A 25,513-nucleotide genomic window follows, 5' to 3' on the forward strand; every position below is an offset into this window, starting at 1 on the left:
CCCGCCGGCGGCGTCTACTGCAGGCCGTATTTCTTGACCTTGTCGAACAGCGTCGTCTTGGCGATCTTCAGCGCCTCGCTGGTGCGCGTCAGGTTGCCGTCGTGACGGCGCAGCGCCTCGGCGATCAGCGCGCGCTCGAACTGCTCGACCGCCTGCGCCAGCGGCAGCGCCACCGGCTCGGCCAAGGTTTCGCCGGGGCGGCAGCCGAGGCCGAGCACGTGGCGCTCGGCGAGGTTGCGCAGCTCCCTGACGTTGCCCGGCCACGGGTAGGCGAGCAGCGCGGCGACGTCGGCCGGTGCGATGGGCGGCGCGTCGCGCTCGAAGCGCAGCGCCGCCTGCGCGACGAAGTGCTCGAACAGGATCGGCACGTCCTCGCGCCGCTCCCGAAGCGGCGGCAGCTCGAGCGACACGACGTTGAGCCGGTAGTAGAGGTCGGAGCGGAAGCGGCCCGCCTCGCCCATGGCCTTCAGGTCGGCCTTGGTCGCGGCGACGACGCGGGTGTCGACCGGGATCGACGCGTTCGAGCCGAGCCGCTCGAGCGTGCGCTCCTGCAGCACGCGCAAGAGCTTGATCTGCATGCCGACCGGCATCGACTCGATCTCGTCGAGGAACAGCGTGCCGCCGGCGGCGTGCTCGATCTTGCCGACGCGGCGTTTGCTCGCGCCGGTGAAGGCGCCGGCCTCGTGGCCGAAGATCTCGCTCTCGAACAGGTTTTCGGGCAGGCCGCCGCAGTTGATGGCGACGAAGTGCTGCCGGCGGCGCGCGCTCGCCTCGTGCAGGCAGCGCGCGACCAGCTCCTTGCCGGTGCCGGTCTCGCCGTGGATCAGCACGTTGGCCGAGGTGTCGGCGACGTCGGCGATCAGCCGTCGCAGCCGCTCGATGGCCGGCGAGACGCCGATCAGGCGCGCCTCCAGCGTATCGCGCGCGGCCAGCCGGCCGCGCAAGGCCTCGACCTCGAGCGCCAGCCTGCGCTGCTCGAGCGCGCGGCGCGCGACCTCGACCAGCCGTTCGGGCGAGAACGGTTTTTCCAGGAAGTCGTAGGCGCCGTCCTTCATCGCCTGCACCGCGAGCGCGACATCGCCGTGGCCGGTGATCAGCACCACCGGCAGCGCGGCGTCGCGGTTCTTCAGTTCGCGCATCAGCGCCATGCCGTCGACGCCGGGCAGGCGGATGTCGGACACCACGATGCCGGCGAAGCCGGCGCCGACTTCCCTGAGCGCCGCCTCGGCGCTGTCGAGGCCGCGCGTCGGAATCCCTTCGAGCGCGAGCGCCTGTTCGCAACCGAGGCGCACCGCGGGGTCGTCCTCGACGATCAGGGCGGTCAGCTTATCGAGCATGGGTGAGAGTCTCCTTGGCGGCCGGCAGCGTCAGCGTGAAGCAGGCGCCGCCGTCCGGGTGGTTGTCGGCGGCAAGCGTGCCGCCGAAGTCGCCGACGATGCCGGCCGACAGCGTCAGCCCCAGCCCCAGGCCCTGGCCGACCGGTTTGGTGGTGAAGAAGGGCTCGAACAGCCGCGCGCGCACGTCGTCGGGCAGGCCGGGGCCGTTGTCGCGCACCGACAGCGACACCGTGTCGCCGTCGCGCCACGCGCGGACCTCGACGCGCGGCGCGTCGAGGCCGGCGACCGCGTCGAGCGCGTTGCCGATCAGGTTGACCAGCACCTGCTCGAGCCGGTTCGCGTCGCAGGCGACGGTCAGCGACGGGTCGAGCTCGCGCACCAGCTCGGGCTTGAGGCCCTTGAGGCGCGGCTCGAGCAGGAACAGCGTGGTCTCGAGCGCGCCCCCGAGCACGGCGACGCTGTGTCCGCCGCCGTTCTTGCGCGCGAACGACTTGAGCGCGCCGGTGATGCGGCCCATGCGCTCGACCAGCTGGTTGATGGTGGTGAGGTTGGCCGAGGCGGTCGCCAGGTCGCCGCGCGCGAGGAATTTCTGCGTATTGCCCGACAGCGTGCGCAAGGCCGCCAGCGGCTGGTTCAGTTCGTGCGCGATGCCGGTCGACATCTGGCCGATCACCGCGAGCTTGCCGGCCTGCAACAGGTCGTCCTGCGTCTTCCTCAGGTTGGCCTCGGCGCGGATGCGCTCGGCGACCTCGGCCTGCAATTGCCGGTTGGCGGCCGACAGGTCGGCGGTGCGCTCGATCACCTTGCGTTCGAGTTCGTCGTTGGCGGCCTCGAGCGCGGCGCGCGCGGCCAGCCGCTCGGCGATGCGGCGGCGGCGGCTGTTGAGCGCGACCGCGACGCTGAGCGCGAGCGCCGCCAGCGTGCCGGCGAGCAGCGCGCCGCCCTGCGCGGCGCGCGCCACCTCGGCGGTCGGCGACAGCAGCGTCAGCCGCCACGGCGTGCCCGGCTGGGCCAGCGTCTGCGCCAGCAGCGGCGGGCTGCCTTCCAGCCGGACCAGCGCTTCGCCGCCGGTCAGCACTTCGAGCGTCGTCATCTCGATCTGCCGCAGCGGTGCGAGGTTGTACTGGCGCGTCCGCGCGAAGCGCGCGCGCTCGGCCGCGGAGAGCGGCTTGAGCGCCGACAGCCGCCAGGTCGGGTTCGACGCGAGGATGACCACGTCGTTCTCGTCGGCGAGCAGGACGCGCGAGTTGGCATCCTGCCAGTTGACCTCGAGCGCCTCGAGTCCGACCTTGACCACGGCGACGCCGATCGGGTTGCGGCGGTTGCCGATCGGCGCCGACAGGTAGTAGCCGGCCTCGCCGCGCGTGGTGCCCACGCCGTAGAAGTGGCCGCTGTTGCCGGCGATCGCCTGGCGGAAGTAGGGACGGTAGCCGAGCTGCTCGCCCAGATAGCTGTCGGTGCGCTGCCAGTTGCTGGTCGAGAGCACGCGGCCCTGTCGGTCGAGCACGTAGATCGCGCGGGTGCCGGCGCGCTCGTTCAGCGCCGCGAGGTAGAGGTTGGCCGAGGCGACGCGCGCCGCGTCGTCACCCGGCGCGAACAGCGCGCCGACGCGGTCGTCCAGCCCCAAGAGGCCCGGCAGGTAGTCGTAGCGCGCCAGTTCGCTGGCCAGCGTCTGGCTGTAGAGCCGCAACTGCTGCTGGCCGCGCTCGCCCTGACGCTCGAGCGCGGCGACGCGGCTGGCGTGGTGGCCGGCCCAGGCGGCGGCACAGACCAGCGCCGCGGCGGCGAGGACGGTGACGGGGCGGCGGGACGGGGGGCGCACGGGTCGGTTCATGGCGAGGACGGGGTTCACGGTCGGCAAGCTTCCCGGCTTGTTTCTACCACAAAAGGCTCGGCCAACCCGCATGAGGTTGGCCGAGGATGGGGCGCTGCCGCCGCGGCGCGAGGGCCGGCGGCGGCGCAGGACTTACTTGGCGGCGTAGGCCGGTTCCGGCTTGGCCGCTTCCGGCAGTTCGACGTCGATCACGTCGTCGTCGTCGCGCGGCGCGCCGATCGCCCCCTCGCTCTTGGCGACCACGGTGGTGGCGATCGCGTTGCCCAGCACGTTGGTCACGGTGCGGCCCATGTCGAGCACGTGGTCGACGCCGAGGATCAAGAGGATGCCGGCCTCGGGCAGGCCGAACATCGGCAGCACGGCGGCGACCACCACCAGCGAGGCGCGCGGCACGCCGGCGATGCCCTTGGAGGTCACCAGCAGCACCAGCAGCATGGTGATCTGCTGGCTCAGCGTCAGCTCGATGCCGTAGACCTGCGCGATGAACAACGCGGCGAACGAAGTGTACATGATCGAGCCGTCGAGGTTGAACGAGTAGCCCAAGGGCAGCACGAAGCCGGAGATGCGTTCCTTGACGCCGAACTTGCCCAGTTGCTCGATCACCTTCGGATAGGCCGATTCGCTGCTGGCGGTCGCGAAGCCCAGGAGCAGCGGCGCGCGCAGCTGGCCGATCAGGCGGAACACGTCACCCTTGAGGAAGACGAAGCCGCCGGCGATCAGCGCCAGCCACAACAACGCCAGCGACAGGTACATGCTGCCCAGCAGCTTCGCGTACACCACCAGCACGCCGAGGCCCTGCTTGGTGATTACCGCGGCGATGGCGGCGAACACGCCGACCGGGGCGAACAGCATCACGTAGCCGGTCACCTTCAGCATCACGTGCGCCAGGCCGTCGATCGCGGCCAGCACCGGCTTGCCCGGGCCATCCTTGAGCGCGCCCAGCGCGAAGCCGAAGAACATCGAGAACACCACGATCTGCAGGATCTCGTTGCCCGCCATCGCCTCGGCGAAGCTCTTCGGGATCATGTGGGTGATGAAGTCCTTCAGGTTCAGCGCGCCGGTCTTCAGTTCGGTCGTCGCGCCCGCGTCCGGCAGCGGCAGGTTCAGGCCGACGCCCGGCGTCAGCACGTTGGCCATCACGAGGCCGATCAGCAGCGAGGTGATCGACGCGATGAGGAACCAGCCCATCGCCTTCATCGTGATGCGGCCGACCGAGCGGCTGTCGTCCATGCCGGCGATGCCGGCGACCAGCGTCGCGAACACCAGCGGCGCGATGATCATCTTGATCATCCGCAGGAACACGTCGGTGAAGATCGAGAAGTAGCCGGCGATCGTCTGGGCCGCCTCGGGGCCGTCGGCCAGATGGTGGGCGAGGCTGCCGACGGCGATGCCGGCGAGCATCGCGACGCCGATGGCGGTGGTGAGCTTGTTCAGTTTCATGCGTTTCTCCTGGACCCCGCCGCGCTCGGCGGGGCAAGCGTTTGTGCCGTGTAGAGGACGCGCGGCCGGGGCGCGTGCTTTTCTCGGTCGGACATCGCGCGATGCCGCCGGTCGGGCGCTCCGGGCCGTCTCGTCGTCTTCTGCTAATGCACAAGGCGTGCCAGCTTTGCAGGCGCAAAGGGCATCGAAAACGTCAATGAAAACAGGGCGATGTCGTGCGCATGGCGGCGCGGCGTTCGGTTGGCCGAACGGGCGAAAAAAAACCGTCCGGAAATCCGGACGGCGGGGCTTCAGTCGCCGGTGTGGCTGTGCTCGTCGTCCTCGGCGGGGGCGAGCATTTCGCGCGTGATGTCGATCCACGCGCGGGTCGCGTGCGACAGGTAGGTATCGCGTCGCCAGATCAGGCCGAGGTGCCAGACCAGCTCGGCGTCGTTCAGCGGCACGATGTCGAACAGCGAGCGGTCGATACGACGCGTGATCCGCTCGGGCAGCAGCGCGACGCCGAGCCGCGCGGCGACCAGCGCGACGATGAAGTCCCAGTGGCCGCTGCGCTCGGCGACCTTCATCGTCAGGCCGTCGCGCCGGTAGGCGTCGGCCACGCGGTGCGACAGCGTGAAGTCCTCGGGGTAGAGGATCAAGGGCTCGTCGGCGATGTCGGTCAGCGCGACGCTCGCGAGCCCCTTCCAGCGCGAGCCGGACGGCGCGACCAGGCACAGCCGGTCGGACACGAAGCCGAAGTGGTCGAACACCGTCTCGTCGACCGGCAGCACCGCGACGCCGATCTCGAGCTGGCCCGAGCGCACCGCGTTCTCGACCGCGGTCGCGCCGTCCTCCATCAGCTTGAGCTCGACCTTGGGGTAGCGCGCGTGGAAGGCGCTGACCACCGGCGCGAAAAAGATCGCGCCTATCATCGGCGGCACGCCGACCACCAGCTCGCCGCGCTCGAGCGCGGTCAGGTCGGCCAACTCGTTGTTCAGCCGCTGCATCGCGGCGAGCACGTCCTGGCCGCGCTCGAAGGCGACGCGGCCGGCGTCGGTCAGCCGGAAGCTCCGGCCTTCGCGGATCAGCAGCGGCATGCCCAGCTCGTCCTCGAGCTGGCGCACCATCTTGCTGATGGTCGGCTGGGTGACGAACAGCGCCTCGGCGGCGCGGGTGAAGCTCTGGCGCCTCACCACCTCGGTGAAATAGCGTAATCCGCGGATGTCCATTTTGATTCCATTTTAGAATGTTTCAAATTATTTTAATTCATTTTATTCATTCAAAGGGAAGCCATATACTCCACTCAACGAATGCAAGTGATTGAAAAGGAGATGAATATGAAATTCGCAGCCACCCTGGCGCTGAAGTCGCCGCAAGCCGTTTTTGCCAAGCCCGAGACCGCGGCCAAGAAGAAAGAAGTGTTCAACGACGGCCTGCTGATGCCGTTCTACGCCGCGATGTCGGCGCCGAAGCAGAATAAGGCCGAGTCGGCCTCGCGTAAATATTCGATGTTTGCATGGTATCCGTTCCTTTAATTCATTTTAAGAATTAAAAACGGCCACCTATACTCGACTCAGTCGATCGCGCCGCCACCTGCCAAGGAAACGATCATGACCCGCGCAGCACGCCAACACGCCCAACCGGTCCTCCGCATCGCGGGCCAGGTCGCGCTGCTGTCGGCGGTCTGGTGGGCGGCGACGCAACTGAGCCTGCACGTCGTGCCGGCGGTGCCGGGTGGCGTGCTCGGCATGGCGGTGGTGCTGATCGGCCTGATCAAGGGCTGGCTGCCGCTCGACCTGTTCAAGAGCGGCGCGCGCTGGCTGTTGGCCGAGATGCTGCTGTTCTTCATCCCGGTGGTGGTCGCGGTGGTGCAGTACCCCGAGCTGATCGTCAGCGCCGGCGCCAAGATCCTGCTGGTGATCGTGGTCTCGACCGGCATCGTGATGACGGCCACCTCGCTGACGGTGGACGGCTTCTACCGCCTCGAATTGGCGCTCAAGCGCCGCCAGCGCGCGAGGGGGGTGTGATGGGCAACGAATTCGTCGCGCTGGCCTGCTTCGCGCTGACCGTCGCGCTCTATCTGGCGAGCAAGCGGCTGAACGCCCGCCTCGGGACCTGGTGGAGCTCGCCGATGATCGTCGTGCCGCTGACGCTGATCGCCGTGCTGGTCGGCGCGCGCATCCCGTACGACACCTATTTCCACGACACGCGCTGGCTGACCTGGCTGCTCGGCCCGGCGACCGTCGCCTTCGCGGTGCCGATCTACGAGCACCGCGCGCTGATCCGCCGCCACTGGCTGTCGCTCGCCTCGGGCGTGCTGGTCGGTATGCCGGTCGCCGTCGTCAGCTCGATCTGGCTGGCGCGCGAGCTGGGCCTGCCGCAGCTGTTGCAGAACACGCTGGCGACCCGTTCGGTCAGCACGCCGTTCGCGCTGGCGGCGGCGCCGAGCTTCGGCGGGCAGCCCGAACTGGCTGCGGTGTTCGTCGTGCTGACCGGCGTGTGCGGCATGCTGATCGGCGAGGCGATGCTGGCGGTGCTGCCGGTGCGTTCCCGGCTGGCCAAGGGCGCGCTGTTCGGCGCCGCGGCGCACGGCGTCGGCACCGCCAAGGCGCGCGAGATCGGCGCCGAGGAGGGCGTGGTCGCCAGCCTGACGATGATGTTCGGCGGCCTCGCCACGGTGCTCGCCGCACCGCTGGTCGCCGGCTACGTGTAGATTTCCCAGGGCCGCCGGTCCCCAACCGGCATGTTTCTGCAGTTTTCTCCTCTGTGCATGGTGTTGCATACATGCTTTGGGGCCGGCCTCGTCGCCGGCCCATTTTTCTTTCCGCGCCCGTTCCACGGCGCGCGCCTCGCGCGTCGCGGGCACGAAAAAGCCCGGCCGGGGCCGGGCGCGACGGATGGTGTCTGGACGAGCGGGCGTCAGGTTTTCGGCGTGATGTTGATCTCGACGCGGCGGTTCTTCGCGCGGCCCTCGGCGGTGGTGTTGCTCGCCACCGGCTGGTTCGGGCCGAAGCCGACGGTGCGGATGCGCGCGGCGGCGACGCCCTGGCCCTGCAGGTAGTTGCCGACCGACGACGCGCGGCGTTCGGACAGCGCCTGGTTCAGTTGCAGCGTGCCGGTGCTGTCGGTGTGGCCGGCCACGGTGATGCTGGTGTCGGTGTACTGCGCGAGCACGCGGCCGACGTCGTCCAGCGTCTTGCGCACGTCCGGGCGCAGCTCGGCGCTGTTGAGCGCGAAGGTGATGTTGTCGGGCATCACCAGCTTGATCTGGTCGCCGTCGCGGCTGACCTGGACCTGGCTGCCGGCCAGCTTCTCGCGCAGCAGCTTTTCCTGGTGGTCCATGTAGGCGCCGACGCCGGCGCCGACCACGCCGCAGCCGAGCGCGGCGTTGCGCGCGCCCTTGCCGCCGTGGGTCAGCGCGCCGACGATGCCGCAGGTCGCGGCGGCGCCCAGGCCGTACATGGCGGTCTTGCTCATTTCCTGCTGACCGGTCTGCGGGTTGGTCGTGCAGGCGCTGGCGGCCAGCGCCGCCGCGAGCGCGGCGACGGTGGCGAACTTGAAGCGTTGGGCCATAACGGGTTCCTTCTTGTCGGTTAGGGTCGGTCTGGGGGGCGGGGCCAGGCTGGAGCGGGCCGCCCGTGCCGACATGGTAGCGGCATGATCGTCGCTGTTATCAAGATAACGATTAATCTTTGTGAATCAAAGCGCGTAGTACCGGCCCGGTCAGCCATTGCAAATGACTCGGCCGGCGCGCGGGGCGGTGGCGCGCCGCGTGCTAGAATGCCCGCCGTTTCGAGGAGTCCGTCTTGTTCAGCCTGCTTGCCCGCACCGCGCATTTCATCGTGATCGACAAGGCGCCGGGCGTCGGTTTCCACCGCGAGGACGACGCGCCGGCGCTGATCGACGCCGTGCGCGACGCCTTGGCCGAGCCGGCGCTGTGGCCGGTGCACCGGCTCGACAAGCCGACCTCCGGCCTGATGCTGTTCGCTCGCTCCGAGGCGGCCGCGCGCGCCTTGTCCGACGCGCTGGCCGGGCACCGCCTGCGCAAGTTCTATCTGGCGCTGTCCGACCGCGCGCCGGCCAAGAAGCAGGGCTGGGTCAAGGGCGACATGGTCAAGGCGCGCGGCGGCGCGTGGCGTCTGGCGCACAGCGCCGACAAGCCGGCCATCACCCGTTTTTTGTCGTTCTCGCTGGCGCCGCGCCGCCGGCTGTTCCTCCTGGCGCCGTTCACCGGCCGCACCCACCAGCTGCGCGTCGCGATGAAGAGCGTGTCGGCGCCGATTCTCGGCGACGCGCTGTACGGCGGCACCGCCGCCGATCGCGTCTACCTGCACGCCTACGCGCTGTCGTTCGACCTGTTCGGCGAGTCGTACGCCTTCGTCTGCCCGCCGAGCGTCGGCGCCGAGTTCCTGACGCCCGAATGCGCGGCAAGCTTGGCCGAGCTCGGCCAACCCTGGGCGCTACTGTAAGCGCGCCGCGCGCGTCCCTCTTGTGCCGGCGGCCGCAAAGCCCTAGCCTGTAAAAAGGGGCGCGCGTCTGCGCCCCGTTTGCCAACCCACCGGACACGCAGCATGATCGCTTCCCACCTGCGGACCGGCTCGCCCGGTCTGCCACAAAGCTGGTACACCCTCGACGTCGTTCTCGCCGACGACTTCCCGCGCGTCTGAATCACGCGGCACTCCGCCGCCCGTCTCCATCCTTATCGAACACCGATCGCCGGCCGCATCCATCGCGCGCCACGGGCGCGTCCGCGCGTGCCGGCAGGAGCACGACCATGACCCGACGCATTCCCGAGCCGTTCCGCATCAAGATGGTGGAACCGATCCGTCAGACGAGCCACGACGAGCGCCTGGCGGCGCTGGCGGCCGCCGGCTGGAACCCCTTCCTGTTGCGCGCCGACGACGTCTACATCGACCTTCTGACCGACAGCGGCACCGGCGCGATGAGCGACGCCCAATGGGGCGCGCTGTTGACCGGCGACGAGGCCTACGCCGGCAGCCGCAACTTCTACCAGCTGGTCGACGCAGTGCGCGACGTCACCGGCTATCCGCACGTGATCCCGACCCACCAGGGGCGCGGCGCCGAGCAGATCCTGTTCCCCGAGCTCGTCAAGCGGGTGAAGGGGGACGGGCAGCCGGTGTTCCTGTCCAACTACCATTTCGATACCACCAAGGCGCACGTCGAGCTCGCCGGCGCGCGCGCGATCAATCTGTTGACGCCGGCGGCGCTCGACACGACGACGCCCCACCCGTGGAAGGGCAACGTCGACCTCGAAGGCCTGGCCGGCGCGCTCGAGACGCACGGCAAGAACGTCGCGGCGCTGATCCTGACCGTCACCTGCAACAGCGCCGGCGGCCAGCCGGTATCGCTGGAGAACCTGCAGCGCGCCAGCGCGCTGGCAAAAAAGCACGGCGTGCCGGTGGTGATCGACGCCGCGCGCTTCGCCGAGAACGCCTGGTTCATCAAACAGCGCGAGCCGGCCTGGCGCGACGCCACGTTGGCCGAGATCGTGCGCGCGCAGTTCGCCTGCGGCGACATGTTCACCATGTCGGCCAAGAAGGACGGCCTCGTCAACATCGGCGGCCTGTGCGCCTTCAAGGGCGACGAGGAGCTGTTCCGCGCGGTGCAGGTGCGCTGCGTGCCGATGGAAGGCTTCGTCACCTATGGGGGCCTGGCCGGCCGCGACATGGCGGCGCTGGCGGTGGGGCTGAGGGAAGGGCTCGACGAGGATTATCTGGCCTACCGGATCGGCCAGGTCGCCTACCTCGGCCAAAGGTTGGCCGACGGCGGTGTGCCGATCCAGACGCCGACCGGCGGCCACGCGGTGTTCGTCGACGCGAAAAAGCTGCTGCCGCACATTCCGCCCGAGCAGTTCCCGGCGCACGCGCTGGCGTGCGAGCTGTATCTGGAAGGCGGGGTGAGGGCGGTCGAGATCGGCTCGTTGCTGTTGGGGCGCAATCCGCAGTCCGGCGCGCAGGAGCCATCGCCGTTCGAACTGATGCGGCTGACCATCCCGCGCCGCGTCTATACCAACGACCATATGGACTACGTCGCCGACTGCCTGATCGCGGTCAAGGAGCGCGCGGCCACGGTGCGCGGGCTGGCCTTCGACTACGAGCCGCCGGTGCTGCGCCACTTCACCGCGCGGCTGAAGCCGGCGTGAGCCTGTCCGCGCACGAAAAGAACGGGGCCGACGGCCCCGTTTTTTTCGCCCCGGCTCAGCGCGGCAGGGCGGTGACGACGACGTCGGGGTGCGGCGGCGGGTCGGCTGCGGGGGCGGCGAGCGCGCGCTCGCCGATCATGCGCAGTTCGCCGTCGACGAAGACGCGCGCGTCGAGCGCGTAACGGCCGTCGCCTTGCAGCGCTGCCCGGTCGTAGCACAGCGAGAAGCGGACCGGGAAGGCGCGCGGCGATTCGACGATCTGCTCGGCCAACACCGTCGACGGCGCGCCGGCGCGGCCGACGTCGAGCAGACGCACGCTGACATGGCTGCCGGCGGCGAGCGGCGCCGACGGGTCGGCCGGCAGCACGCGGCCTTCGAGCGTGCGCGGCGTATAAACCGGTTGGCCGAGGCCGGCGCAGGCGGAGAGGACGACGCAGCTCAGGAGCGCGAGCGCGCCGCGGCGGGGCAGGCGGGGGCGGGTCATGGACTCAGCGTTTGGCGTCGCTGGCCGGCAGCATCGGGTCGAGGTGCGCGACGGGCCCGGCCTTGGGTTTCCACTCTCCCTGGATGCGCCAGCCGGCGGCCGGGTCCTCGAGCCGCACGTACCAGTGCTCGGCCGCGGCGATCTTGACCGGGCTTTCGTAAACGCCCGGGGCGATGCGGCGGGCGATGACGGTCGCGTCGCGTTCCGACAGCGTCGGGTGCAAGAGCCGTAGCGTCAGCGCATCGGGCAGCGCCAGCGTCGGCGCGCTGCCCTTGACCATCAGCCGCACGGTGCGCAGGTCGGGCGCGAACAGCGCCTGCGCCTCCAGCCCGAGCGCAGCGGCCTTCTCGTCGCGCTTGAGCTGCAGGTTGATTTCCTTGCCGGCCTTGTAATAGTCGTCGACCACCAGTGCGTCGTCGGTGTCGGCGGCGAGCTTGAAGGTGTAGACGCCGGCGATCACGACGGCGACCGGGCCGAGGGCCAGCAACCACGGCCACGGTTCCTTGTACCAGGGGCGCCTGGCGTGCTTGTCCTGCTGCATGCTGCTCATTCTCCGATGAAACTGGATTTCTCCTCGACCACCTTGGACGGGTCGTCGAGCGATTCGATGACGAAATGGATCTCGTGGCTGCCGCGCGTCGCGTACTGCGGGTCGGCCTGCACGCGCACGCCGACCGTCTCGTTCATGCCGCCGGCGACGGTGATCTGCGGCGTGTCGGTCGACAGCTTGATGCCGGGCAGCCCTTTCACTGAGAGACGGAAGCGCTGGCTTTGTTCCGAGGTGTTGATGATCTTCAGGCTGTAGCCGTTCTCGAGCCAGCCGTCGTCGGTTTCGCGCACCAGCGACGCGCGGTCGCGCAGCACGTCGACCTTGAACGGCTGGCGCAGCGCGAAGGAGCCGACCGACGCGGCGATCACCGCGATCAGCACCAGCGTGTAGAGCACCACGCGCGGACGCTTGAGCCGCGAGACGATCTGGCTTTCCGGGTAGACGCCCTTGAGCGCGTTCTCGGTCGTGTAGCGGATCAGACCGCGAGGATAGCCCATCTTGTCCATCACGTCGTCGCAGGCATCGATGCAGGCGGCGCAGCCGATGCACTCGATCTGCAGGCCGTTGCGGATGTCGATGCCGGTCGGGCAGACCTGCACGCACAGCGTGCAGTCGACGCAGTCGCCCAGCCCCGCCTCGCGCGGCTTGGTGCCCTTCTTGCGCGAGCCGCGCGGCTCGCCGCGCGCCTCGTCGTAGGAAATGATCAGCGTGTCGGCGTCGAACATCACGCTCTGGAAGCGCGCGTACGGGCACATGTACTTGCACATCTGCTCGCGCAGGAAGCCGGCGAACAGGTAGGTGAAGCCGGCGTAGAAGAAGATCCAGAACGTCTCCCACGGGCCGAAGCCGAAGCTCGGGATGGCGGCGACCAGTTCGCGGATCGGCGTGAAGTAGCCGACCAGCGTGAAGCCGGTGACGAGCGAGAAGGCGATCATCAGCGCGTGCTTGGTGGTCTTGATGCGCAGCTTGGCGAGGCTCATCGGCGCCTTGTCGAGCTTGATGCGCTTGTTGCGGTCGCCCTCGACCCAGGCTTCGATCCACAGCATGATCTCGGTGTAGACCGTCTGCGGACAGGAGTAGCCGCACCACAGCCGGCCGGCGACGGTGGTCCACGCGAACAGGCCGAAGGCGCAGCACATCAAGAGGGCGGCGAGGTAGACGAAGTCCTGCGGCCAGATGGTCAGGCCGAACAGGAAGAACTTGCGGTTGACGAGGTCGAACAGCACCGCCTGGCGGCCGTTCCAGGTCAGCCACGGCAGCGCGAAGTAGACGAGCTGGGTACCGAGCACGAACAGCACGCGCCAGTTGTTGAACACGCCCTTGACGGCGCGCGGATAGACTTTCTTGTGCGCCTCGTAGAGCGCGACGGTTTCGCCGGCCGCGGGCTTGTGGCCCGGAGCGGTGCGTTCGACCTTGATCGGGATGTCTTTGAGCGAGTCGGACATGAGGATTCCCTGGAGAGATGGTTCCGGACAGGCCGCCGTTGCCGTCCGGCCTGTCCGCAAGCATCGCGGTTTCATTTTATCAAATTGTAAAGTGTAGGGAGATAAGCAAACTGCCCGCATCGCTGCGGGCAGTTTGATCTGGCTCAAGGATTACTGAGCCTTGGGATTGTTGGACAGACCCCAGACGTAGGCGGTCAGCAGGTGGACCTTGCCGTCGCCGAGGAAGTCTTTCCAGGCCGGCATCTGGTTGTTGCGGCCGTTGGTGACGGTCTCGATGATGGTTTTCTCGGTGCCGCCGTACAGCCAGACGTTGTCGGTCAGGTTCGGCGCGCCGACGCCCTGGTTGCCCTTGCCGTCCGGACCGTGGCAGGCCGCGCAGACCGCCTTGAAGGTCTCGGTGCCGCGCTGCGCGCGGTCGGCGTCGTGCTTCTTGCCCGACAGCGACATCACGTAGTGGGCGACGTCCTTGACCTTCTCCTCGCCGAAGGCGGCGCCGAACGGCGGCATCTGGCCGTGGCGACCGGCCTCGATCGTGGTCTTGATGGTGGCCGGGTCGCCGCCGTACAGCCAGTCGTTGTCGGTCAGGTTCGGGAAACCCTTGGCGCCGCGCGCGTCCGCGCCGTGGCACTGCACACAGTAGGTCTGGAACAGGCGCTTGCCCATTTCCTGCGCCTTCGGATCGGCGGCGACCGCCTTGACGTCCTGCTTCAGGAACTGGTCGTACAGCGGCTGGAACTTCGCCTCGGCGTCGTTGCGCTCCTTGGTGTACTGGCCGACCGAGCTCCAGCCGAACAGGCCCTGGAACTTGCCCAGACCCGGGTAGAGCGCCAGGTAGCCGGCGCCGAAGGCCAGCGTGATGTAGAACATCCACATCCACCAGCGCGGCAGCGGGTTGTTGTACTCGACCAGGTCGCCGTCCCACACGTGGCCGGTGATGTCGACCTTCTCGCCGCCCTGCTTGGGCGCCACCGCCTTGCCCTGGCTGAACAGCAGGTAGCCGAGGCCGACCACGCCGGCGATCACGATCACGGAGATGTAGACACTCCAGAAATCACTTACAAAATCACTCATTCTTTCGCTCCGTTGGCTGCTGCGCGGAATTGGGCCGCCTCGTCCTCGTCGCCGAGGAAGGGCAGGTTGGCCGCCTCGTCGTAACGGGTCTTGGCACGTTTGCTGTAGGCACCGATCAGGATCACGGCGAAGCTGACGAGGCAGAACACCGTGAACGCCGAGTGCCCGTAACTGGACCAGTCCATAGGCTTAGCGCACGTTCTTCAGCGCAAGGCCGAGGCCCTGCAGGTAGGCGATGATCGCGTCCATTTCCGACTTGCCCTCGACCTCGGCCTTGGCCTCGGCGATTTCCTTGTCGGTATAGGGGACGCCCACTTTGCGCAGCGCTTCCATGTGTTTCGGAATCGCATCGGCGTCGACCAGGTTGCGCGCCAGCCACGGGAAGCTCGGCATGTTGGACTCGGGCACCACGTCGCGCGGGTTGATCAGGTGCACGCGGTGCCATTCGTCGGAGTAGCGGCCGCCGACGCGCGCCAGGTCCGGACCGGTGCGCTTCGAGCCCCACAGGAAGGGGTGGTCGTACACCGACTCGCCGGCGACCGAGTAGTGGCCGTAGCGTTCGGTTTCGGAACGGAACGGGCGGATCATCTGCGAGTGGCAGTTGAAGCAGCCTTCGCGCTGGTAGACGTCGCGGCCGGCCAGCTGCAGCGCGGTGAAGGGCTTGACGCCCGCCACCGGCTCGGTGGTCGACTTCTGGAACATCAGCGGCACGATTTCGACGAGGCCGGCAAAGCTGATCACGATCAGCGTGAACACGATCAGGTAGCCGACGCGTTCTTCGATCAGTTTCTGGATCTTTTCCATCTTGTTCTTTCGACCTTCCGTTTAGTGCGCGTGAGCGGAGACCGCCGGGATCTTGGCGTCGACAGCACGACCGACGAACACGGTGCGGTAGGTGTTGTAGGCCATCAGGAACATGCCGGTCAGGTAGAACGCGCCGCCCAGGAAGCGGACGAAGTGGTACGGGTAGGTGGCTTTCACGACCTCGGCGAAGGCGTAGGTCAGCGTACCGTCCGGGTTCAGCGCGCGCCACATCAGGCCCTGCATCACGCCCGAGATCCACAGCGCGGCGATGTAGAGCACGACGCCGATGGTGGCGAGCCAGAAGTGCGCCTCGATCAGCTTGACGCTGTACATTTCCTCGCGGCCCCACAGGCGCGGGATCAGGTAGTAGAGCGAACCCATGGTGATGAAGCCCACCCAGCCCAGCGCGCCGGAGTGCACGTGGCCGATGGTCCAGTCGGTGTAGTGGGACAGCGCGTTGACGGTCTTGATCGCCATCATCGGGCCTTCGAAGGTCGACATGCCGTAGAACGACAGCGACACGACGAGGAACTTCAGGATCGGGTCGGTGCGCAGCTTATGCCAGGCGCCCGACAGGGTCATGATGCCGTTGATCATGCCACCCCAGCTCGGCGCCAGCAGGATCAGCGAGAACACCATGCCGAGCGACTGGGTCCAGTCCGGCAGCGCGGTGTAGTGCAGGTGGTGCGGACCCGCCCACATATAGGTGAAGATCAGCGCCCAGAAGTGCACCACCGACAGGCGGTAGGAGTACACCGGACGGCCGGCCTGCTTCGGCACGAAGTAGTACATCATGCCGAGGAAGGCGGCGGTCAGGAAGAAGCCCACGGCGTTGTGGCCGTACCACCACTGCACCATCGCGTCGACGGCGCCGGCGTAGATCGAGTAGGACTTCATGAAGCCGGCCGGGACGGCCAGGTTGTTGACGATGTGCAAGAGCGCGACGGTCAGGATGAAGGCGCCGTAGAACCAGTTCGCGACGTAGATGTGCTTGATCTTGCGCTTCGCGATCGTGCCGAAGAACACGTAGGCGTAGGCGACCCACACCAGCGCGATCAGGATGTCGATCGGCCACTCGAGCTCGGCGTATTCCTTGCTCTGCGTGTAGCCCAGCGGCAGGGTAATGGCCGCGGCGACGATCACCGCCTGCCAGCCCCAGAAGGTGAAGGCGGCCAGCTTGTCGGAGATCAGGCGCACATTACACGTGCGCTGCACGACGTAGTACGAGGTGGCGAACAGGCCGCAGCCGCCGAAGGCGAAGATCACGGCGTTGGTGTGCAGCGGGCGCAGGCGGCCGAAGTGGAACCACGGACCGAGGTTCAGGTCGGGCCAAACCAGCTGGGCCGCGATCACGACCCCCATCAGCATGCCGACAATGCCCCAGACTACGGTCATTACGGCAAACTGGCGCACCACCTTATAGTTATAAGTGGATTGCGTTTCCATTTAAGGTTTCTCCAAGGTTGCAAACTAGAACGTGGTAAACCGTGCGGCTTGATTCCTGACGGGCTGTCCCCATATCCCTTGTCACGCGGATCAAGACCGTTTATTGCGGTGCGGGCGAGGCGCGCCAAGCGACCGTCTGACCGCTTGCACGCGCGAGGATTCCCCTGCGTCTGGCGGGCTTTTGGAAACGGTTTTCAGCATCCGCAAGGCGCACCCGCCCCGTCGATGTCAACACGCCATTCTAAAGCAATCGCCCCCCCGGGGCCAGACGCAGGCCGGTCTGGACCGCCCAGGGTTTCATTCCGTTACACGGCGTTTGGCGCGCAATGCCGGATGTTCCCGGCGTAACGAATTGTATTGTCATCGCCCGCTGCCCCATTGATCTTGGTCAAAGGGGGCTCGCGGGTGTCATTCCGGGGCGCGACGGGTGCTAGAATCGCGCTTTTCTCGCCGGGGACCCTCAGATGACCGCGACCGTGCGCTACGCCCTTCGACCGCTGCGACCCGAAGCCCACCTGTTCGAGGCGACCGTCACCGTCGACGCGCCCGACCCGGCCGGCCAGCGCTTCACGCTGCCGGCGTGGATTCCCGGCAGCTACCTGATCCGCGACTTCGCGCGCCAGATCGTCGCGATCCGCGCCGAGTCGGGCGGCCGCCCGGTGGCGCTCACCCAGCTGTCCAAGCACGAATGGTTGGCCGAGCCGTGCAGGAAGGCGCTGACGGTGACGGTCGAGGTCTACGCCTACGACCTGTCTGTGCGCGGCGCCTACCTCGACACCGCTCGCGGCTTTTTCAACGGCACCAGCGTGTTCCTGCGCGTCGAGGGGCAGGAAGGGCGGCCGTGCTCGGTCGATATCCTGCCGCCCGACGGCAAGGCTTACGCCGACTGGTGCGTCGCGACCAGTCTGACCCCGCTCGATGTCAGGAAGAAGACCGGCTTCGGCCGGTATGGCGCCGCCGACTACGACGAGCTGATCGACCACCCGGTCGAGCTGGGCGAATTCGAACGGGTGACGTTCAAGGCCTGCGGCGTGCCGCACGAGATCGTCGTCTCGGGCCGCCACAAGGGCGACCTCAAGCGCCTCGCGCGCGACGCCCGGAAAATCTGCGAGTACCAGATACGGCTGTTCGGCGAGCCGGCGCCGTTCGCGCGCTACGTGTTCCTGCTCTACGTCGGCGGCGACATCTACGGCGGACTCGAACACCGCGCGTCGACCGCGCTGGTCGCCAGCCGCGACGACCTGCCGGCCAAGGGCGACAAGGGGATTTCCGACGGCTACCTGCAACTGTTGGGCCTCTTCAGCCACGAATACTTCCACAGCTGGAACGTCAAGCGCATCAAGCCGGCGGCGTTCGCGCCCTACGATTTGTCCGCCGAGAACTACACCCGCCTGTTGTGGGCCTTCGAGGGCGTGACCTCGTATTACGACGACCTGACGCTGGTGCGCGCCGGCCTGATCGATGCGGAGCGCTACCTCGCGCTGCTGGCGAAAACGATCACCGCGGTCGAGCGCGGCGCCGGCCGCCACAGGCAGACGCTCGAGGAGTCGAGCTTCACCGCGTGGAACAAGTACTACCGCCAGGACGAGAACAGCCCGAACGCGATCGTCAGCTACTACGCCAAGGGCGCGCTCGCCGCGCTGGCGCTCGATTTGACGATACGCGAACGCACGGGCGGCGCGCGCAGCCTCGACGACGTGATGCGCGCCTTGTGGGCCAAGTGGCTGGCCGACGGCAAAGGCTTGGCCGAGGACGAGTGGGAGCGCGTCGCGACCGAGGTCGCCGGCGTCGAGCTGGCGGACTTCTTCGCCGCCGCCTTGCGCTCGACCGCCGATCTGCCGCTGGCCGAGCTCTTGAAGGCGCAGGGCGTGTCGCTCGTTTTCGACGCGGCCGCGTCGGCGTCCGACAAGGGCGGGCTCGCCGGCTCGGCCAAGGTCGGCGCGCCGCGCGCGGTGCTCGGCGCGCGCACCGCGGCCGACCCGGCCGGCGTCAGGCTCACCCACGTGCTCGACGGCGGCGCCGCGCAGGCGGCGGGCCTTGCGGGCGGCGACGTGCTGGTCGCGATCGACCGCCTGAAGGCCGCCGACGTCGACCGTCAGCTCGCCCGCTTCGAACCCGGCGACACGGTGACCGTTCACTATTTCCGCCGCGACGAGCTGTCCAGCGCCAAGTTGGTGCTGGGCGCCGCGCCGCGGGACACCGCGCGTCTGGCCCTGAGCGGCGACGCGCGCTGGCTGCAGCACCCCTGATTTCTTCGGCCCGAACAAGAGAGACACCATGGCCACGCCACAGATCAAATACCGCAAGGACTACACGCCGCCGGCGTTCCAGATCGACAAGGTCGACCTCACTTTCGACATCCGCGACACGCTGACCACCGTCAGGTCGCGCCTGGTGGTACGGCGCAACGGCGGCGAGGCGGCCGACCTGCTGCTCGACGGCAGCGCGACGCTCAAGTCGGTGACGCTCGACGGCGAAAGGTTGGCCGAGCCGCGCTACCGGGTCGACGCCGACGCCGAGACGCTGACCATCGTCGACGCGCCGGACGGCTTCATCCTCGAGATCGAGACCGAGGTCGAGCCGGCGGCCAACACCAGCCTGATGGGGCTGTACGCCTCGGGCGGCAACCTGTTCACGCAGTGCGAGCCCGAGGGCTTTCGCAAGATCACCTACTACCTCGACCGCCCGGACGTGATGTCCAAGTTCACCACCACGCTGATCGCAGACAAGCAGGCCTACCCGGTGCTGCTGTCCAACGGCAACAAGGTCGGCGAGGGCATGCTCGACAGGAAGCGCCACTGGGTCAAGTGGGTCGACCCGTACAAGAAGCCGTCCTACCTGTTCGCGCTGGTGGCCGGCAAGCTGGTCGCGCTGCGCGACCGCTTCGTCACCGCCGGCGGGCGCGAGGTGAAGCTCGAGGTGTGGACCGAGGCGTCCGACCAGGACAAGGTCGCGCACGCGATGGCGTCCTTGAAGCGCGCGATGAAGTGGGACGAGGAGCGCTTCGGCCTCGAGTACGACCTCGACACCTATATGATCGTCGCGGTCGGCGACTTCAATATGGGCGCGATGGAGAACAAGGGCCTCAACATTTTCAACACCAAGTACGTGCTCGCGCGCCAGGATACCGCGACCGACTTCGACTTCGAGGCGGTCGAGGCGGTGATCGGCCACGAGTACTTCCACAACTGGACCGGCAACCGCGTCACCTGCCGCGACTGGTTCCAGTTGAGCCTCAAGGAAGGCCTGACGGTGTTCCGCGACCAGGAATTCACCGCCGACCAGACCAGCCGCGCGGTCAAGCGCATCGACGACGTGCGCTCGCTGCGCGCGATGCAGTTCCCGGAGGACGCCGGCCCGACCGCGCACCCGATCCGCCCGGACAGCTACATCGAGATGAACAACTTCTACACCATGACGGTGTACGAGAAGGGCGCCGAAGTGGTGCGCATGTACCAGACCCTGCTCGGCCGCGACGGCTTCAGGAAGGGCATGGACCTGTACTTCCGCCGCCACGACGGCCAGGCGGTCACCTGCGACGACTTCCGCGCCGCGATGGCCGACGCCAACGGCGTGAATCTCGACCAGTTCGCGCTGTGGTACAGCCAGGCTGGCACGCCGCATCTGGCGGTCGAGGGCGCTTACGACGAGGCGGCGCAGACCTACACGCTGACCGTGCGGCAAAGCTGCCCGGCGACGCCGGGGCAGGCGGAGAAGGCGCCGTTCCACATCCCGTTCGCGGTCGGTCTGGTCGGCCCGGACGGCATCGACCTGCCGCTGACGCTCGAAGGCGAAGCCGCGGCGTCGTCGGGGGCGACGACGCGCGTGCTCGACGTGACCTTGGCCGAGCAGCGCTTCGTGTTCACCGGCGTGGCGGCGCGCCCGGTGCCGTCGCTGCTGCGCGACTTCTCGGCGCCGGTGACGCTCGACTTCGCCTATAGCGACGAGGAGCTCGCCTTCCTGATGGCGAACGACGCCGACCCGTTCGCGCGCTGGGAGGCCGGGCAGACGCTGGCGCGTCGCGTGCTGGTCGCGCGCGTCGCCGACGACGCGGCCGGCCGGCCGTGGCAGGGGCCGGGCGCGCTGGCCGACTGTTTCGCCGCCGTGCTCGCCGACCACGCGATCGACCCGGCGTTCAAGGCGCTGATGCTGACGCTGCCGTCCGAGGCGGAGTTGTTCGAATTGGCCGACGACGTCGACCCGGCGCGCCTTTCGCGCGTGCGCGAGCGGCTGTTGGCCGAGCTGGCGCAGACCTTGCGCGGCGCCTGGCACGAAACCTTCGACCTGAACCGCACCCACGACTACCGTCCGCAGGACGCCGGCCGCCGCGCGCTCAAGAACCTCGCGCTGGCGATGCTGGCGCGGCTGCCGGACGACTGGCCGCTCGACGCGGTGCGCGAGCAGTTCGAGGGCGCCGACAATATGACCGACCAGATCGGCGCGCTCGAGGCGGTCAAGCACCGCGACAGCGAAGTGCGTACCGACTGTCTGATCGACTTTGCCGAACGCTGGGCCGACGAGGCGCTGGTGATGGACAAGTACTTCGCGCTGATCGCCAGCAGCCGGCTGCCGTGCACGCTCGAGCATGTGCAGGCGGCGATGGCGCACCCGGCGTTCTCGATCAAGAACCCGAACAAGGCGCGCGCGCTGATCGGCGCCTTCACGCGCAACCTCGACGCCTTCCACGCCGAGGACGGCGCCGGCTACGCCTTCGTCGCCGACCGTGTGCTCGAAATCGACGCCTTCAACCCGCAGGTCGCCAGCCGTCTGGTGCAGGCCTTCAACCGCTGGCGGAAGCTCGAGGCGGGGCGGCGCGCGCGGATGAAGGCCGAGCTCGAACGCATCCTCGCCGCACCCGGCCTGTCGCGCGACGTGTACGAGATCGTCTCGAAGAACCTCGCCGAGCCGGTGTAAGTCCCGTGCCGGGCGCTGGCGGGCCCGGCCAAGCTCGACGCGCCCCGCTTGCCGGGGCGCGTCGTTTTGTCATCACGGAACCCTATGAAACGACATCTCGGCAGCCTCGGCCTGCTCGTCGGCCTGTGGCTGGTGTGGAGTTACGCGTGGAGCGTCTCCAAGCTCGCCTTGCCGTACATCGGCCCGTTCGACCTGGCGATGTACCGCACGCTGTTCGGCGTGCTCGGTCTGGGCGCGCTGCTGGTCGCGACCGGCAGGCGCCTTGCGCCGACGCCGTTCTGGCCGACCTTCTGGCTCGGGGCGACGCAGACCGCCGGCTTCACCGCGCTGACCAACTTCGCGCTGGTGAGCGGCGGCGCCGGCAAGGTGTCGGTGCTCGCGTACACGATGCCGTTCTGGACGCTGATCCTCGCGCGCGTCTTCCTCGACGAGCGGCTCGGCCGCGCGCAGTGGGCGAGCGTCGCGCTCGCCTTCGCCGGCCTGATGGCCGTCGTCGAGCCGTGGCATCTGGAGCTCGCGCGCCTAGCCGAGTGGCTGGCCATCGCCGCGGGTCTGGTGTGGGCAAGCTCGGCGATCATCGCCAAGACGCTGCGCCGCCATCACCGCGTCGACGTGATGGCGCTGACCTTCTGGCAGATGTTCTGGGGCTTCTGGCCGCTGCTGGCGATCGCGCTGGCGATGGGCGAGCCGCCGCCCTCGTGGGGCTGGGAGCTGGGCGCGGCGCTGCTGTACCTGGGGCCGCTGGCCAACAGCCTCGGCTGGCTGATCTGGATGGTGCTGCTCGGCCGCCTGTCGGCCGGCGCCACCGGGCTCGGCGCGCTGGTGGTGCCGGCCTTGTCGGTCGGCATCGCCGCCTTGCAGTTCGGCGAGATCCCGAGCGCGGCCGAGTCGGCGGGCATGGCGCTGATCGCGCTGTCGCTCGGCCTCTTGTGTGCGGTGACGCTGCGGCGTCCGAAGGCGGGGTGAGCAGGGTTGGCCGAGCCGCTGTCGGGGCTCGGCCAACCTTGGTGCAGGAACAAGAAAGGGGCCGCATGCGGCCCCTTTGCTTTGGCTGGCGTCGTGCGGCGCTCAGCGCTTCGGGTAGCCGGGGCGCGAGATGCCGCTGAAGGCCTGCGTGATGTCCTGTGCGGCCTGCACGACCAGCGAACCGAGGTGCACGACGCGCTCGTCCGGGATGCGCGACTTCGGGCCGGACACCGAGATCGCCGCGAACGGCTCGTTGTACTCGTTGTAGATGCAGGCGGCGACGCAGCGCAGGCCGATGGCGTGCTCCTCGTCGTCGAAGGAGAAACCCTGGCGACGGATGCGGGCGATCTCTTCCTTGAGCTTGGCCGGCGTGTTGATCGTGCTGTGCGTGTACTGCACCAGACCGGTCTTGCGCAGCACCTCGTTGACCTCGTCGTCGGACAACGTCGCGATGAAGGCCTTGCCGGCGCCCGAGGCGTGCAGCGGCATGCGGTTCCCGATCGGCGCGAGCATGCGCATCATCTCGCGGCATTCGACCTGGCCGATCAGCACCGCGAGGCCCTCCTCGCGGTCGAGCACGGTCAGGTTGGCGGTTTCGCCGGCGGCGTCGACCAGGCGGCGCATGATCGGGTGCGCGATGGTGATCAGCTCGCGGCTGTCGAGGAAGGCGCTGCCGACGGTGAAGGCGCGCACGCCGATGGTCCACAGGCCGAGGTCGCCGACCTGCTGCACGAAGCCGGCCTGCTGCATCGTCGTCAGCAGCCGGTGCGTCGTCGAGTTGGGCAGGCCGACCTGCAAGGCCAGGTCGGTCAGCGACACGCCGCTGACCGACTCGGCGATGCGCTCGAGCAACATCAGGCCGCGCGTCAGCGACTGCACCTGTCCGGTGCTGCTGCCGCCGCTGTCGGGGGTCTTGGCGCGCGTTCCGCCGCGCTTGTCTAGGGTGCTGCTGCCGATGGCCATGCCGAATCCTTCAATCCCATCTTGTTTCGTTGCGAACCGGTTTTCCATTTGGAAACCGGTTTCGATTGTTCCCATGTCTTCGTGGCGACAAGTATACCATGTCGCCATTGATGCACCGCGCTAAGCGACTTGTCAATTCGAAAAAATATGCTTGAAATGAAGCTGTTGCACGATTGGCGACCGTGCGGCGGCACGGCGCGCCGACCTTATCAAGAAAAATGGAATCTATTTCCAAAAAATATTGACAGCCTGTCGGCCATCGGCGATAGTGCGCGAAACGGGACCGGGCCTTGGCCGTCCGCTTCCGCCAGCAGATTCAAGAGTGAGGAGACACACCATGGCAAAAATGACCGCCGTTGAAGCAGCCGTCCACGTGCTGCTGAAGGAAGGCGTCGATACCGCGTTCGGCGTGCCGGGCGCAGCGATCAACCCGTTCTACTCCGCGCTGCGCAAAGTCGGCGGCGTGAGCCACGTCCTGGCGCGCCACGTCGAGGGCGCTTCGCACATGGCCGAGGGTTACACCCGCGCCAAGGCCGGCAACGTCGGCCTGTGTATCGGCACCTCGGGCCCGGCCGGCACCGACATGATCACCGGTCTGTACTCGGCCCAGGCCGACTCGATCCCGATCCTGTGCATCACCGGCCAGGCGCCGCGTGCCCGTCTGCACAAGGAAGACTTCCAGGCCGTCGACATCGAGTCGATCGCCAAGCCGGTGACCAAGTGGGCCGTGACCGTGCGCGAGCCGGCGCAGGTGCCGCGCGCGTTCCAGCAAGCCTTCCACCTGATGCGTTCCGGCCGCCCGGGCCCGGTGCTGATCGACCTGCCGTTCGACGTGCAGGTTGCCGAGATCGACTTCGATCCGGACACCTACGAGCCGCTGCCGCTGCACAAGCCGGCCGCGACCCGTGCCCAGGTCGAAAAGGCGCTGTCGATGCTGGTCGAAGCCGACCGTCCGCTGATTGTCTCCGGCGGCGGCGTGATCAACGCCGACGCGGCCGACCTGCTGCAAGAATTCGCCGAGATCGTCAACGTGCCGGTGATCCCGACCCTGATGGGCTGGGGCACCATTCCGGACGACCACCCGCTGATGGCCGGCATGGTCGGTCTGCAGACCTCGCACCGTTACGGCAACGCCACCATGCTGGCGTCCGACTTCGTGATCGGTATCGGCAACCGCTGGGCCAACCGTCACACCGGTTCGGTGGAAACCTTCACCAAGGGCCGCAAGTTCGTCCACGTCGACATCGAGCCGACCCAGATCGGCCGCGTGTTCGGCCCGGACTACGGCATCGTCTCCGACGCCAAGGCGGCGCTGCAGCTGTTCGTCGAAGTGGCGAAAGAGTGGAAGGCCGCCGGCAAGCTCAAGAACACCGAGGGCTGGGTCGCCGAGTGCCAGCAGCGCAAGGCCACCATGCACCGCAAGTCGGACTTCGACAACGTGCCGGTCAAGCCGCAGCGCGTGTACCAGGAAATGAACGCCTTCTTCGGCAAGGACGTGACCTACGTGACGACCATCGGTCTGTCGCAGATCGCCGCGGCCCAGTTCCTGCACGTGTACGGCCCGCGCCACTGGATCAACTGCGGCCAGGCCGGCCCGCTGGGCTGGACCATCCCGGCCGCGATCGGCGTGAAGACCGCCAATCCGGACGCCGACGTCGTCGCGATCTCGGGTGACTACGACTTCCAGTTCATGATCGAAGAACTGGCCGTCGCCGCGCAGTTCAAGAAGCCGTACATCCACGTGCTGGTGAACAACGCCTACCTGGGCCTGATCCGTCAGTCGCAGCGCATGTTCGAGATGGACTACTGCGTGCAGCTGTCGTTCGAGAACATCAACTCGCCGGAGCTGGGCGTGTACGGCGTCGACCACGTCAAAGTGGCCGAGGGCCTGGGCGTGAAGGCGATCCGCGTCACCAATCCGGACGACATCCAGCCGGCCTTCGCCCGCGCCCGCGAGCTGATGGCCGAGTTCCAGGTGCCGGTCGTGGTCGAGATCATCCTCGAGCGCGTGACCAACATCGCCATGGGTACAGAGATCGACAAAGTGACCGAGTTCGAGGAAATCCTCGACCTGCCGGCCTGATCGACCCGAGCCCGGACCGCTCCAGCCAGTGGTC

Annotated in this window: 22 protein-coding genes; 9 read left to right on the top strand and 13 right to left on the bottom strand. The window is 68.0% G+C overall.

Going from position 1 to position 25,513, the window contains the following annotated elements:
• Positions 1 to 14: 14 nt before the first annotated feature.
• The 4 genes from EV683_RS00995 to EV683_RS01010 all read right to left on the bottom strand — a co-directional run bounded on the left by EV683_RS00995 (position 15) and on the right by EV683_RS01010 (position 5,819).
• Positions 15 to 1,337, bottom strand: a complete 1,323-nt coding sequence (locus EV683_RS00995; protein ID WP_066612649.1) for a sigma-54-dependent transcriptional regulator — start codon at positions 1,335 to 1,337, stop codon at positions 15 to 17.
• The gene (locus EV683_RS01000; RefSeq protein WP_207910373.1) at positions 1,327 to 3,159 is read right to left on the bottom strand and encodes a sensor histidine kinase; all 1,833 of its coding nucleotides are present in this window, start codon (positions 3,157 to 3,159) and stop codon (positions 1,327 to 1,329) included. Before EV683_RS01000 ends, EV683_RS00995 begins: the two co-directional genes overlap by 11 nt.
• Before the next feature lie 144 nt (positions 3,160 to 3,303).
• Positions 3,304 to 4,611, bottom strand: a complete 1,308-nt coding sequence (locus EV683_RS01005) for a dicarboxylate/amino acid:cation symporter (RefSeq protein ID WP_066612651.1) — start codon at positions 4,609 to 4,611, stop codon at positions 3,304 to 3,306.
• Between the two features lie 290 nt (positions 4,612 to 4,901).
• Positions 4,902 to 5,819, bottom strand: coding sequence for a LysR family transcriptional regulator (locus EV683_RS01010; protein ID WP_131861383.1), 918 nt, complete (start codon positions 5,817 to 5,819; stop codon positions 4,902 to 4,904).
• A gap of 108 nt (positions 5,820 to 5,927) precedes the next feature.
• Here EV683_RS01010 and EV683_RS01015 point away from each other — a divergent pair, with 108 nt between their 5' ends.
• From EV683_RS01015 to EV683_RS01025, 3 genes are all read left to right on the top strand, one after another.
• Positions 5,928 to 6,125, top strand: a complete 198-nt coding sequence (locus EV683_RS01015; RefSeq protein WP_066612654.1) for a hypothetical protein — start codon at positions 5,928 to 5,930, stop codon at positions 6,123 to 6,125.
• A 75-nt stretch (positions 6,126 to 6,200) separates the two neighbouring features.
• Complete coding sequence (locus EV683_RS01020; RefSeq protein ID WP_066612655.1) at positions 6,201 to 6,617, top strand: CidA/LrgA family protein; 417 nt, start codon at positions 6,201 to 6,203, stop codon at positions 6,615 to 6,617.
• Entirely contained in the window at positions 6,617 to 7,303 is a 687-nt protein-coding gene (locus tag EV683_RS01025; protein WP_066612656.1) for an LrgB family protein, read from the top strand. Before EV683_RS01020 ends, EV683_RS01025 begins: the two co-directional genes overlap by 1 nt.
• 206 nt (positions 7,304 to 7,509) lie before the next feature.
• Here EV683_RS01025 and EV683_RS01030 read toward each other — a convergent pair whose 3' ends face one another.
• The gene (locus tag EV683_RS01030; protein WP_131861384.1) at positions 7,510 to 8,163 is read right to left on the bottom strand and encodes a YiaD family glycine zipper/OmpA-like lipoprotein; all 654 of its coding nucleotides are present in this window, start codon (positions 8,161 to 8,163) and stop codon (positions 7,510 to 7,512) included.
• 233 nt (positions 8,164 to 8,396) lie between these two features.
• Here EV683_RS01030 and EV683_RS01035 point away from each other — a divergent pair, with 233 nt between their 5' ends.
• Complete coding sequence (locus EV683_RS01035; RefSeq protein ID WP_131861386.1) at positions 8,397 to 9,059, top strand: TIGR01621 family pseudouridine synthase; 663 nt, start codon at positions 8,397 to 8,399, stop codon at positions 9,057 to 9,059.
• Positions 9,060 to 9,364: 305 nt separating this feature from the next.
• On the top strand, positions 9,365 to 10,753 hold the full coding sequence (locus tag EV683_RS01040) for a tryptophanase (protein WP_131861388.1): 1,389 nt from the start codon (positions 9,365 to 9,367) through the stop codon (positions 10,751 to 10,753).
• A 55-nt stretch (positions 10,754 to 10,808) separates the two neighbouring features.
• Here EV683_RS01040 and EV683_RS01045 read toward each other — a convergent pair whose 3' ends face one another.
• The 7 genes from EV683_RS01045 to ccoN all read right to left on the bottom strand — a co-directional run bounded on the left by EV683_RS01045 (position 10,809) and on the right by ccoN (position 16,553).
• Positions 10,809 to 11,237 (bottom strand): YbaY family lipoprotein, encoded by a 429-nt coding sequence (locus EV683_RS01045; protein ID WP_131861390.1) that lies wholly within the window; start codon positions 11,235 to 11,237, stop codon positions 10,809 to 10,811.
• Between the two features lie 4 nt (positions 11,238 to 11,241).
• Positions 11,242 to 11,787 carry a FixH family protein gene (locus EV683_RS01050; protein ID WP_243694691.1) on the bottom strand — a complete coding sequence of 182 codons (546 nt, stop codon included), beginning with the start codon at positions 11,785 to 11,787 and terminating at the stop codon, positions 11,242 to 11,244.
• The gene (gene ccoG, locus EV683_RS01055; protein WP_131861392.1) at positions 11,784 to 13,232 is read right to left on the bottom strand and encodes a cytochrome c oxidase accessory protein CcoG; all 1,449 of its coding nucleotides are present in this window, start codon (positions 13,230 to 13,232) and stop codon (positions 11,784 to 11,786) included. Before ccoG ends, EV683_RS01050 begins: the two co-directional genes overlap by 4 nt.
• Positions 13,233 to 13,382: 150 nt before the next feature.
• The gene (gene ccoP, locus EV683_RS01060) at positions 13,383 to 14,303 is read right to left on the bottom strand and encodes a cytochrome-c oxidase, cbb3-type subunit III (protein ID WP_131861394.1); all 921 of its coding nucleotides are present in this window, start codon (positions 14,301 to 14,303) and stop codon (positions 13,383 to 13,385) included.
• A complete protein-coding gene (locus EV683_RS01065; protein WP_066611307.1) occupies positions 14,300 to 14,488 on the bottom strand; it encodes a cbb3-type cytochrome oxidase subunit 3 in 189 nt (62 codons plus the stop codon). The genes ccoP and EV683_RS01065 overlap by 4 nt, the downstream gene beginning before the upstream one ends.
• A gap of 4 nt (positions 14,489 to 14,492) precedes the next feature.
• Positions 14,493 to 15,107, bottom strand: a complete 615-nt coding sequence (gene ccoO / locus EV683_RS01070) for a cytochrome-c oxidase, cbb3-type subunit II (protein ID WP_066611308.1) — start codon at positions 15,105 to 15,107, stop codon at positions 14,493 to 14,495.
• Between the two features lie 21 nt (positions 15,108 to 15,128).
• A complete protein-coding gene (gene ccoN, locus EV683_RS01075; RefSeq protein ID WP_066611313.1) occupies positions 15,129 to 16,553 on the bottom strand; it encodes a cytochrome-c oxidase, cbb3-type subunit I in 1,425 nt (474 codons plus the stop codon).
• 464 nt (positions 16,554 to 17,017) lie between these two features.
• Between ccoN and EV683_RS01080 the strand changes: the two genes are divergently transcribed.
• The 3 genes from EV683_RS01080 (at position 17,018) to EV683_RS01090 (ending at position 22,433) form a co-directional block, all read left to right on the top strand.
• Positions 17,018 to 18,802, top strand: a complete 1,785-nt coding sequence (locus EV683_RS01080; RefSeq protein ID WP_131861396.1) for a M61 family metallopeptidase — start codon at positions 17,018 to 17,020, stop codon at positions 18,800 to 18,802.
• 28 nt (positions 18,803 to 18,830) lie between these two features.
• Positions 18,831 to 21,467, top strand: coding sequence for an aminopeptidase N (gene pepN / locus EV683_RS01085; protein ID WP_131861398.1), 2,637 nt, complete (start codon positions 18,831 to 18,833; stop codon positions 21,465 to 21,467).
• Between the two features lie 84 nt (positions 21,468 to 21,551).
• Complete coding sequence (locus tag EV683_RS01090) at positions 21,552 to 22,433, top strand: DMT family transporter (RefSeq protein ID WP_131861400.1); 882 nt, start codon at positions 21,552 to 21,554, stop codon at positions 22,431 to 22,433.
• A gap of 102 nt (positions 22,434 to 22,535) precedes the next feature.
• Here EV683_RS01090 and iclR read toward each other — a convergent pair whose 3' ends face one another.
• Complete coding sequence (gene iclR, locus EV683_RS01095; protein ID WP_066611321.1) at positions 22,536 to 23,396, bottom strand: glyoxylate bypass operon transcriptional repressor IclR; 861 nt, start codon at positions 23,394 to 23,396, stop codon at positions 22,536 to 22,538.
• Positions 23,397 to 23,733: 337 nt separating this feature from the next.
• On the opposite strand from iclR, the gene gcl reads away from it, so the two are divergent.
• Positions 23,734 to 25,479, top strand: a complete 1,746-nt coding sequence (gcl, locus tag EV683_RS01100) for a glyoxylate carboligase (RefSeq protein WP_066611322.1) — start codon at positions 23,734 to 23,736, stop codon at positions 25,477 to 25,479.
• The last annotated feature ends 34 nt before the right edge of the window (positions 25,480 to 25,513 follow it).

The organism is Crenobacter luteus, assembly GCF_004345725.1.
Taxonomy (GTDB): Bacteria; Pseudomonadota; Gammaproteobacteria; order Burkholderiales; family Chromobacteriaceae; genus Crenobacter; species Crenobacter luteus.

What these genes read in the sequence shown, in the direction of transcription:
- EV683_RS00995 (WP_066612649.1), bottom strand. Translation starts at nt 1,337, where the DNA reads ATGCTCGATAAGCTGACCGCCCTGATCGTCGAGGACGACCCCGCGGTG.
- EV683_RS01005 (WP_066612651.1), bottom strand. Translation starts at nt 4,611, where the DNA reads ATGAAACTGAACAAGCTCACCACCGCCATCGGCGTCGCGATGCTCGCC.
- EV683_RS01010 (WP_131861383.1), bottom strand. Translation starts at nt 5,819, where the DNA reads ATGGACATCCGCGGATTACGCTATTTCACCGAGGTGGTGAGGCGCCAG.
- EV683_RS01015 (WP_066612654.1), top strand. Translation starts at nt 5,928, where the DNA reads ATGAAATTCGCAGCCACCCTGGCGCTGAAGTCGCCGCAAGCCGTTTTT.
- EV683_RS01020 (WP_066612655.1), top strand. Translation starts at nt 6,201, where the DNA reads ATGACCCGCGCAGCACGCCAACACGCCCAACCGGTCCTCCGCATCGCG.
- EV683_RS01025 (WP_066612656.1), top strand. Translation starts at nt 6,617, where the DNA reads ATGGGCAACGAATTCGTCGCGCTGGCCTGCTTCGCGCTGACCGTCGCG.
- EV683_RS01030 (WP_131861384.1), bottom strand. Translation starts at nt 8,163, where the DNA reads ATGGCCCAACGCTTCAAGTTCGCCACCGTCGCCGCGCTCGCGGCGGCG.
- EV683_RS01040 (WP_131861388.1), top strand. Translation starts at nt 9,365, where the DNA reads ATGACCCGACGCATTCCCGAGCCGTTCCGCATCAAGATGGTGGAACCG.
- EV683_RS01045 (WP_131861390.1), bottom strand. Translation starts at nt 11,237, where the DNA reads ATGACCCGCCCCCGCCTGCCCCGCCGCGGCGCGCTCGCGCTCCTGAGC.
- EV683_RS01050 (WP_243694691.1), bottom strand. Translation starts at nt 11,787, where the DNA reads ATGAGCAGCATGCAGCAGGACAAGCACGCCAGGCGCCCCTGGTACAAG.
- ccoG (WP_131861392.1), bottom strand. Translation starts at nt 13,232, where the DNA reads ATGTCCGACTCGCTCAAAGACATCCCGATCAAGGTCGAACGCACCGCT.
- ccoP (WP_131861394.1), bottom strand. Translation starts at nt 14,303, where the DNA reads ATGAGTGATTTTGTAAGTGATTTCTGGAGTGTCTACATCTCCGTGATC.
- EV683_RS01065 (WP_066611307.1), bottom strand. Translation starts at nt 14,488, where the DNA reads ATGGACTGGTCCAGTTACGGGCACTCGGCGTTCACGGTGTTCTGCCTC.
- ccoO (WP_066611308.1), bottom strand. Translation starts at nt 15,107, where the DNA reads ATGGAAAAGATCCAGAAACTGATCGAAGAACGCGTCGGCTACCTGATC.
- ccoN (WP_066611313.1), bottom strand. Translation starts at nt 16,553, where the DNA reads ATGGAAACGCAATCCACTTATAACTATAAGGTGGTGCGCCAGTTTGCC.
- EV683_RS01080 (WP_131861396.1), top strand. Translation starts at nt 17,018, where the DNA reads ATGACCGCGACCGTGCGCTACGCCCTTCGACCGCTGCGACCCGAAGCC.
- pepN (WP_131861398.1), top strand. Translation starts at nt 18,831, where the DNA reads ATGGCCACGCCACAGATCAAATACCGCAAGGACTACACGCCGCCGGCG.
- EV683_RS01090 (WP_131861400.1), top strand. Translation starts at nt 21,552, where the DNA reads ATGAAACGACATCTCGGCAGCCTCGGCCTGCTCGTCGGCCTGTGGCTG.
- iclR (WP_066611321.1), bottom strand. Translation starts at nt 23,396, where the DNA reads ATGGCCATCGGCAGCAGCACCCTAGACAAGCGCGGCGGAACGCGCGCC.
- gcl (WP_066611322.1), top strand. Translation starts at nt 23,734, where the DNA reads ATGGCAAAAATGACCGCCGTTGAAGCAGCCGTCCACGTGCTGCTGAAG.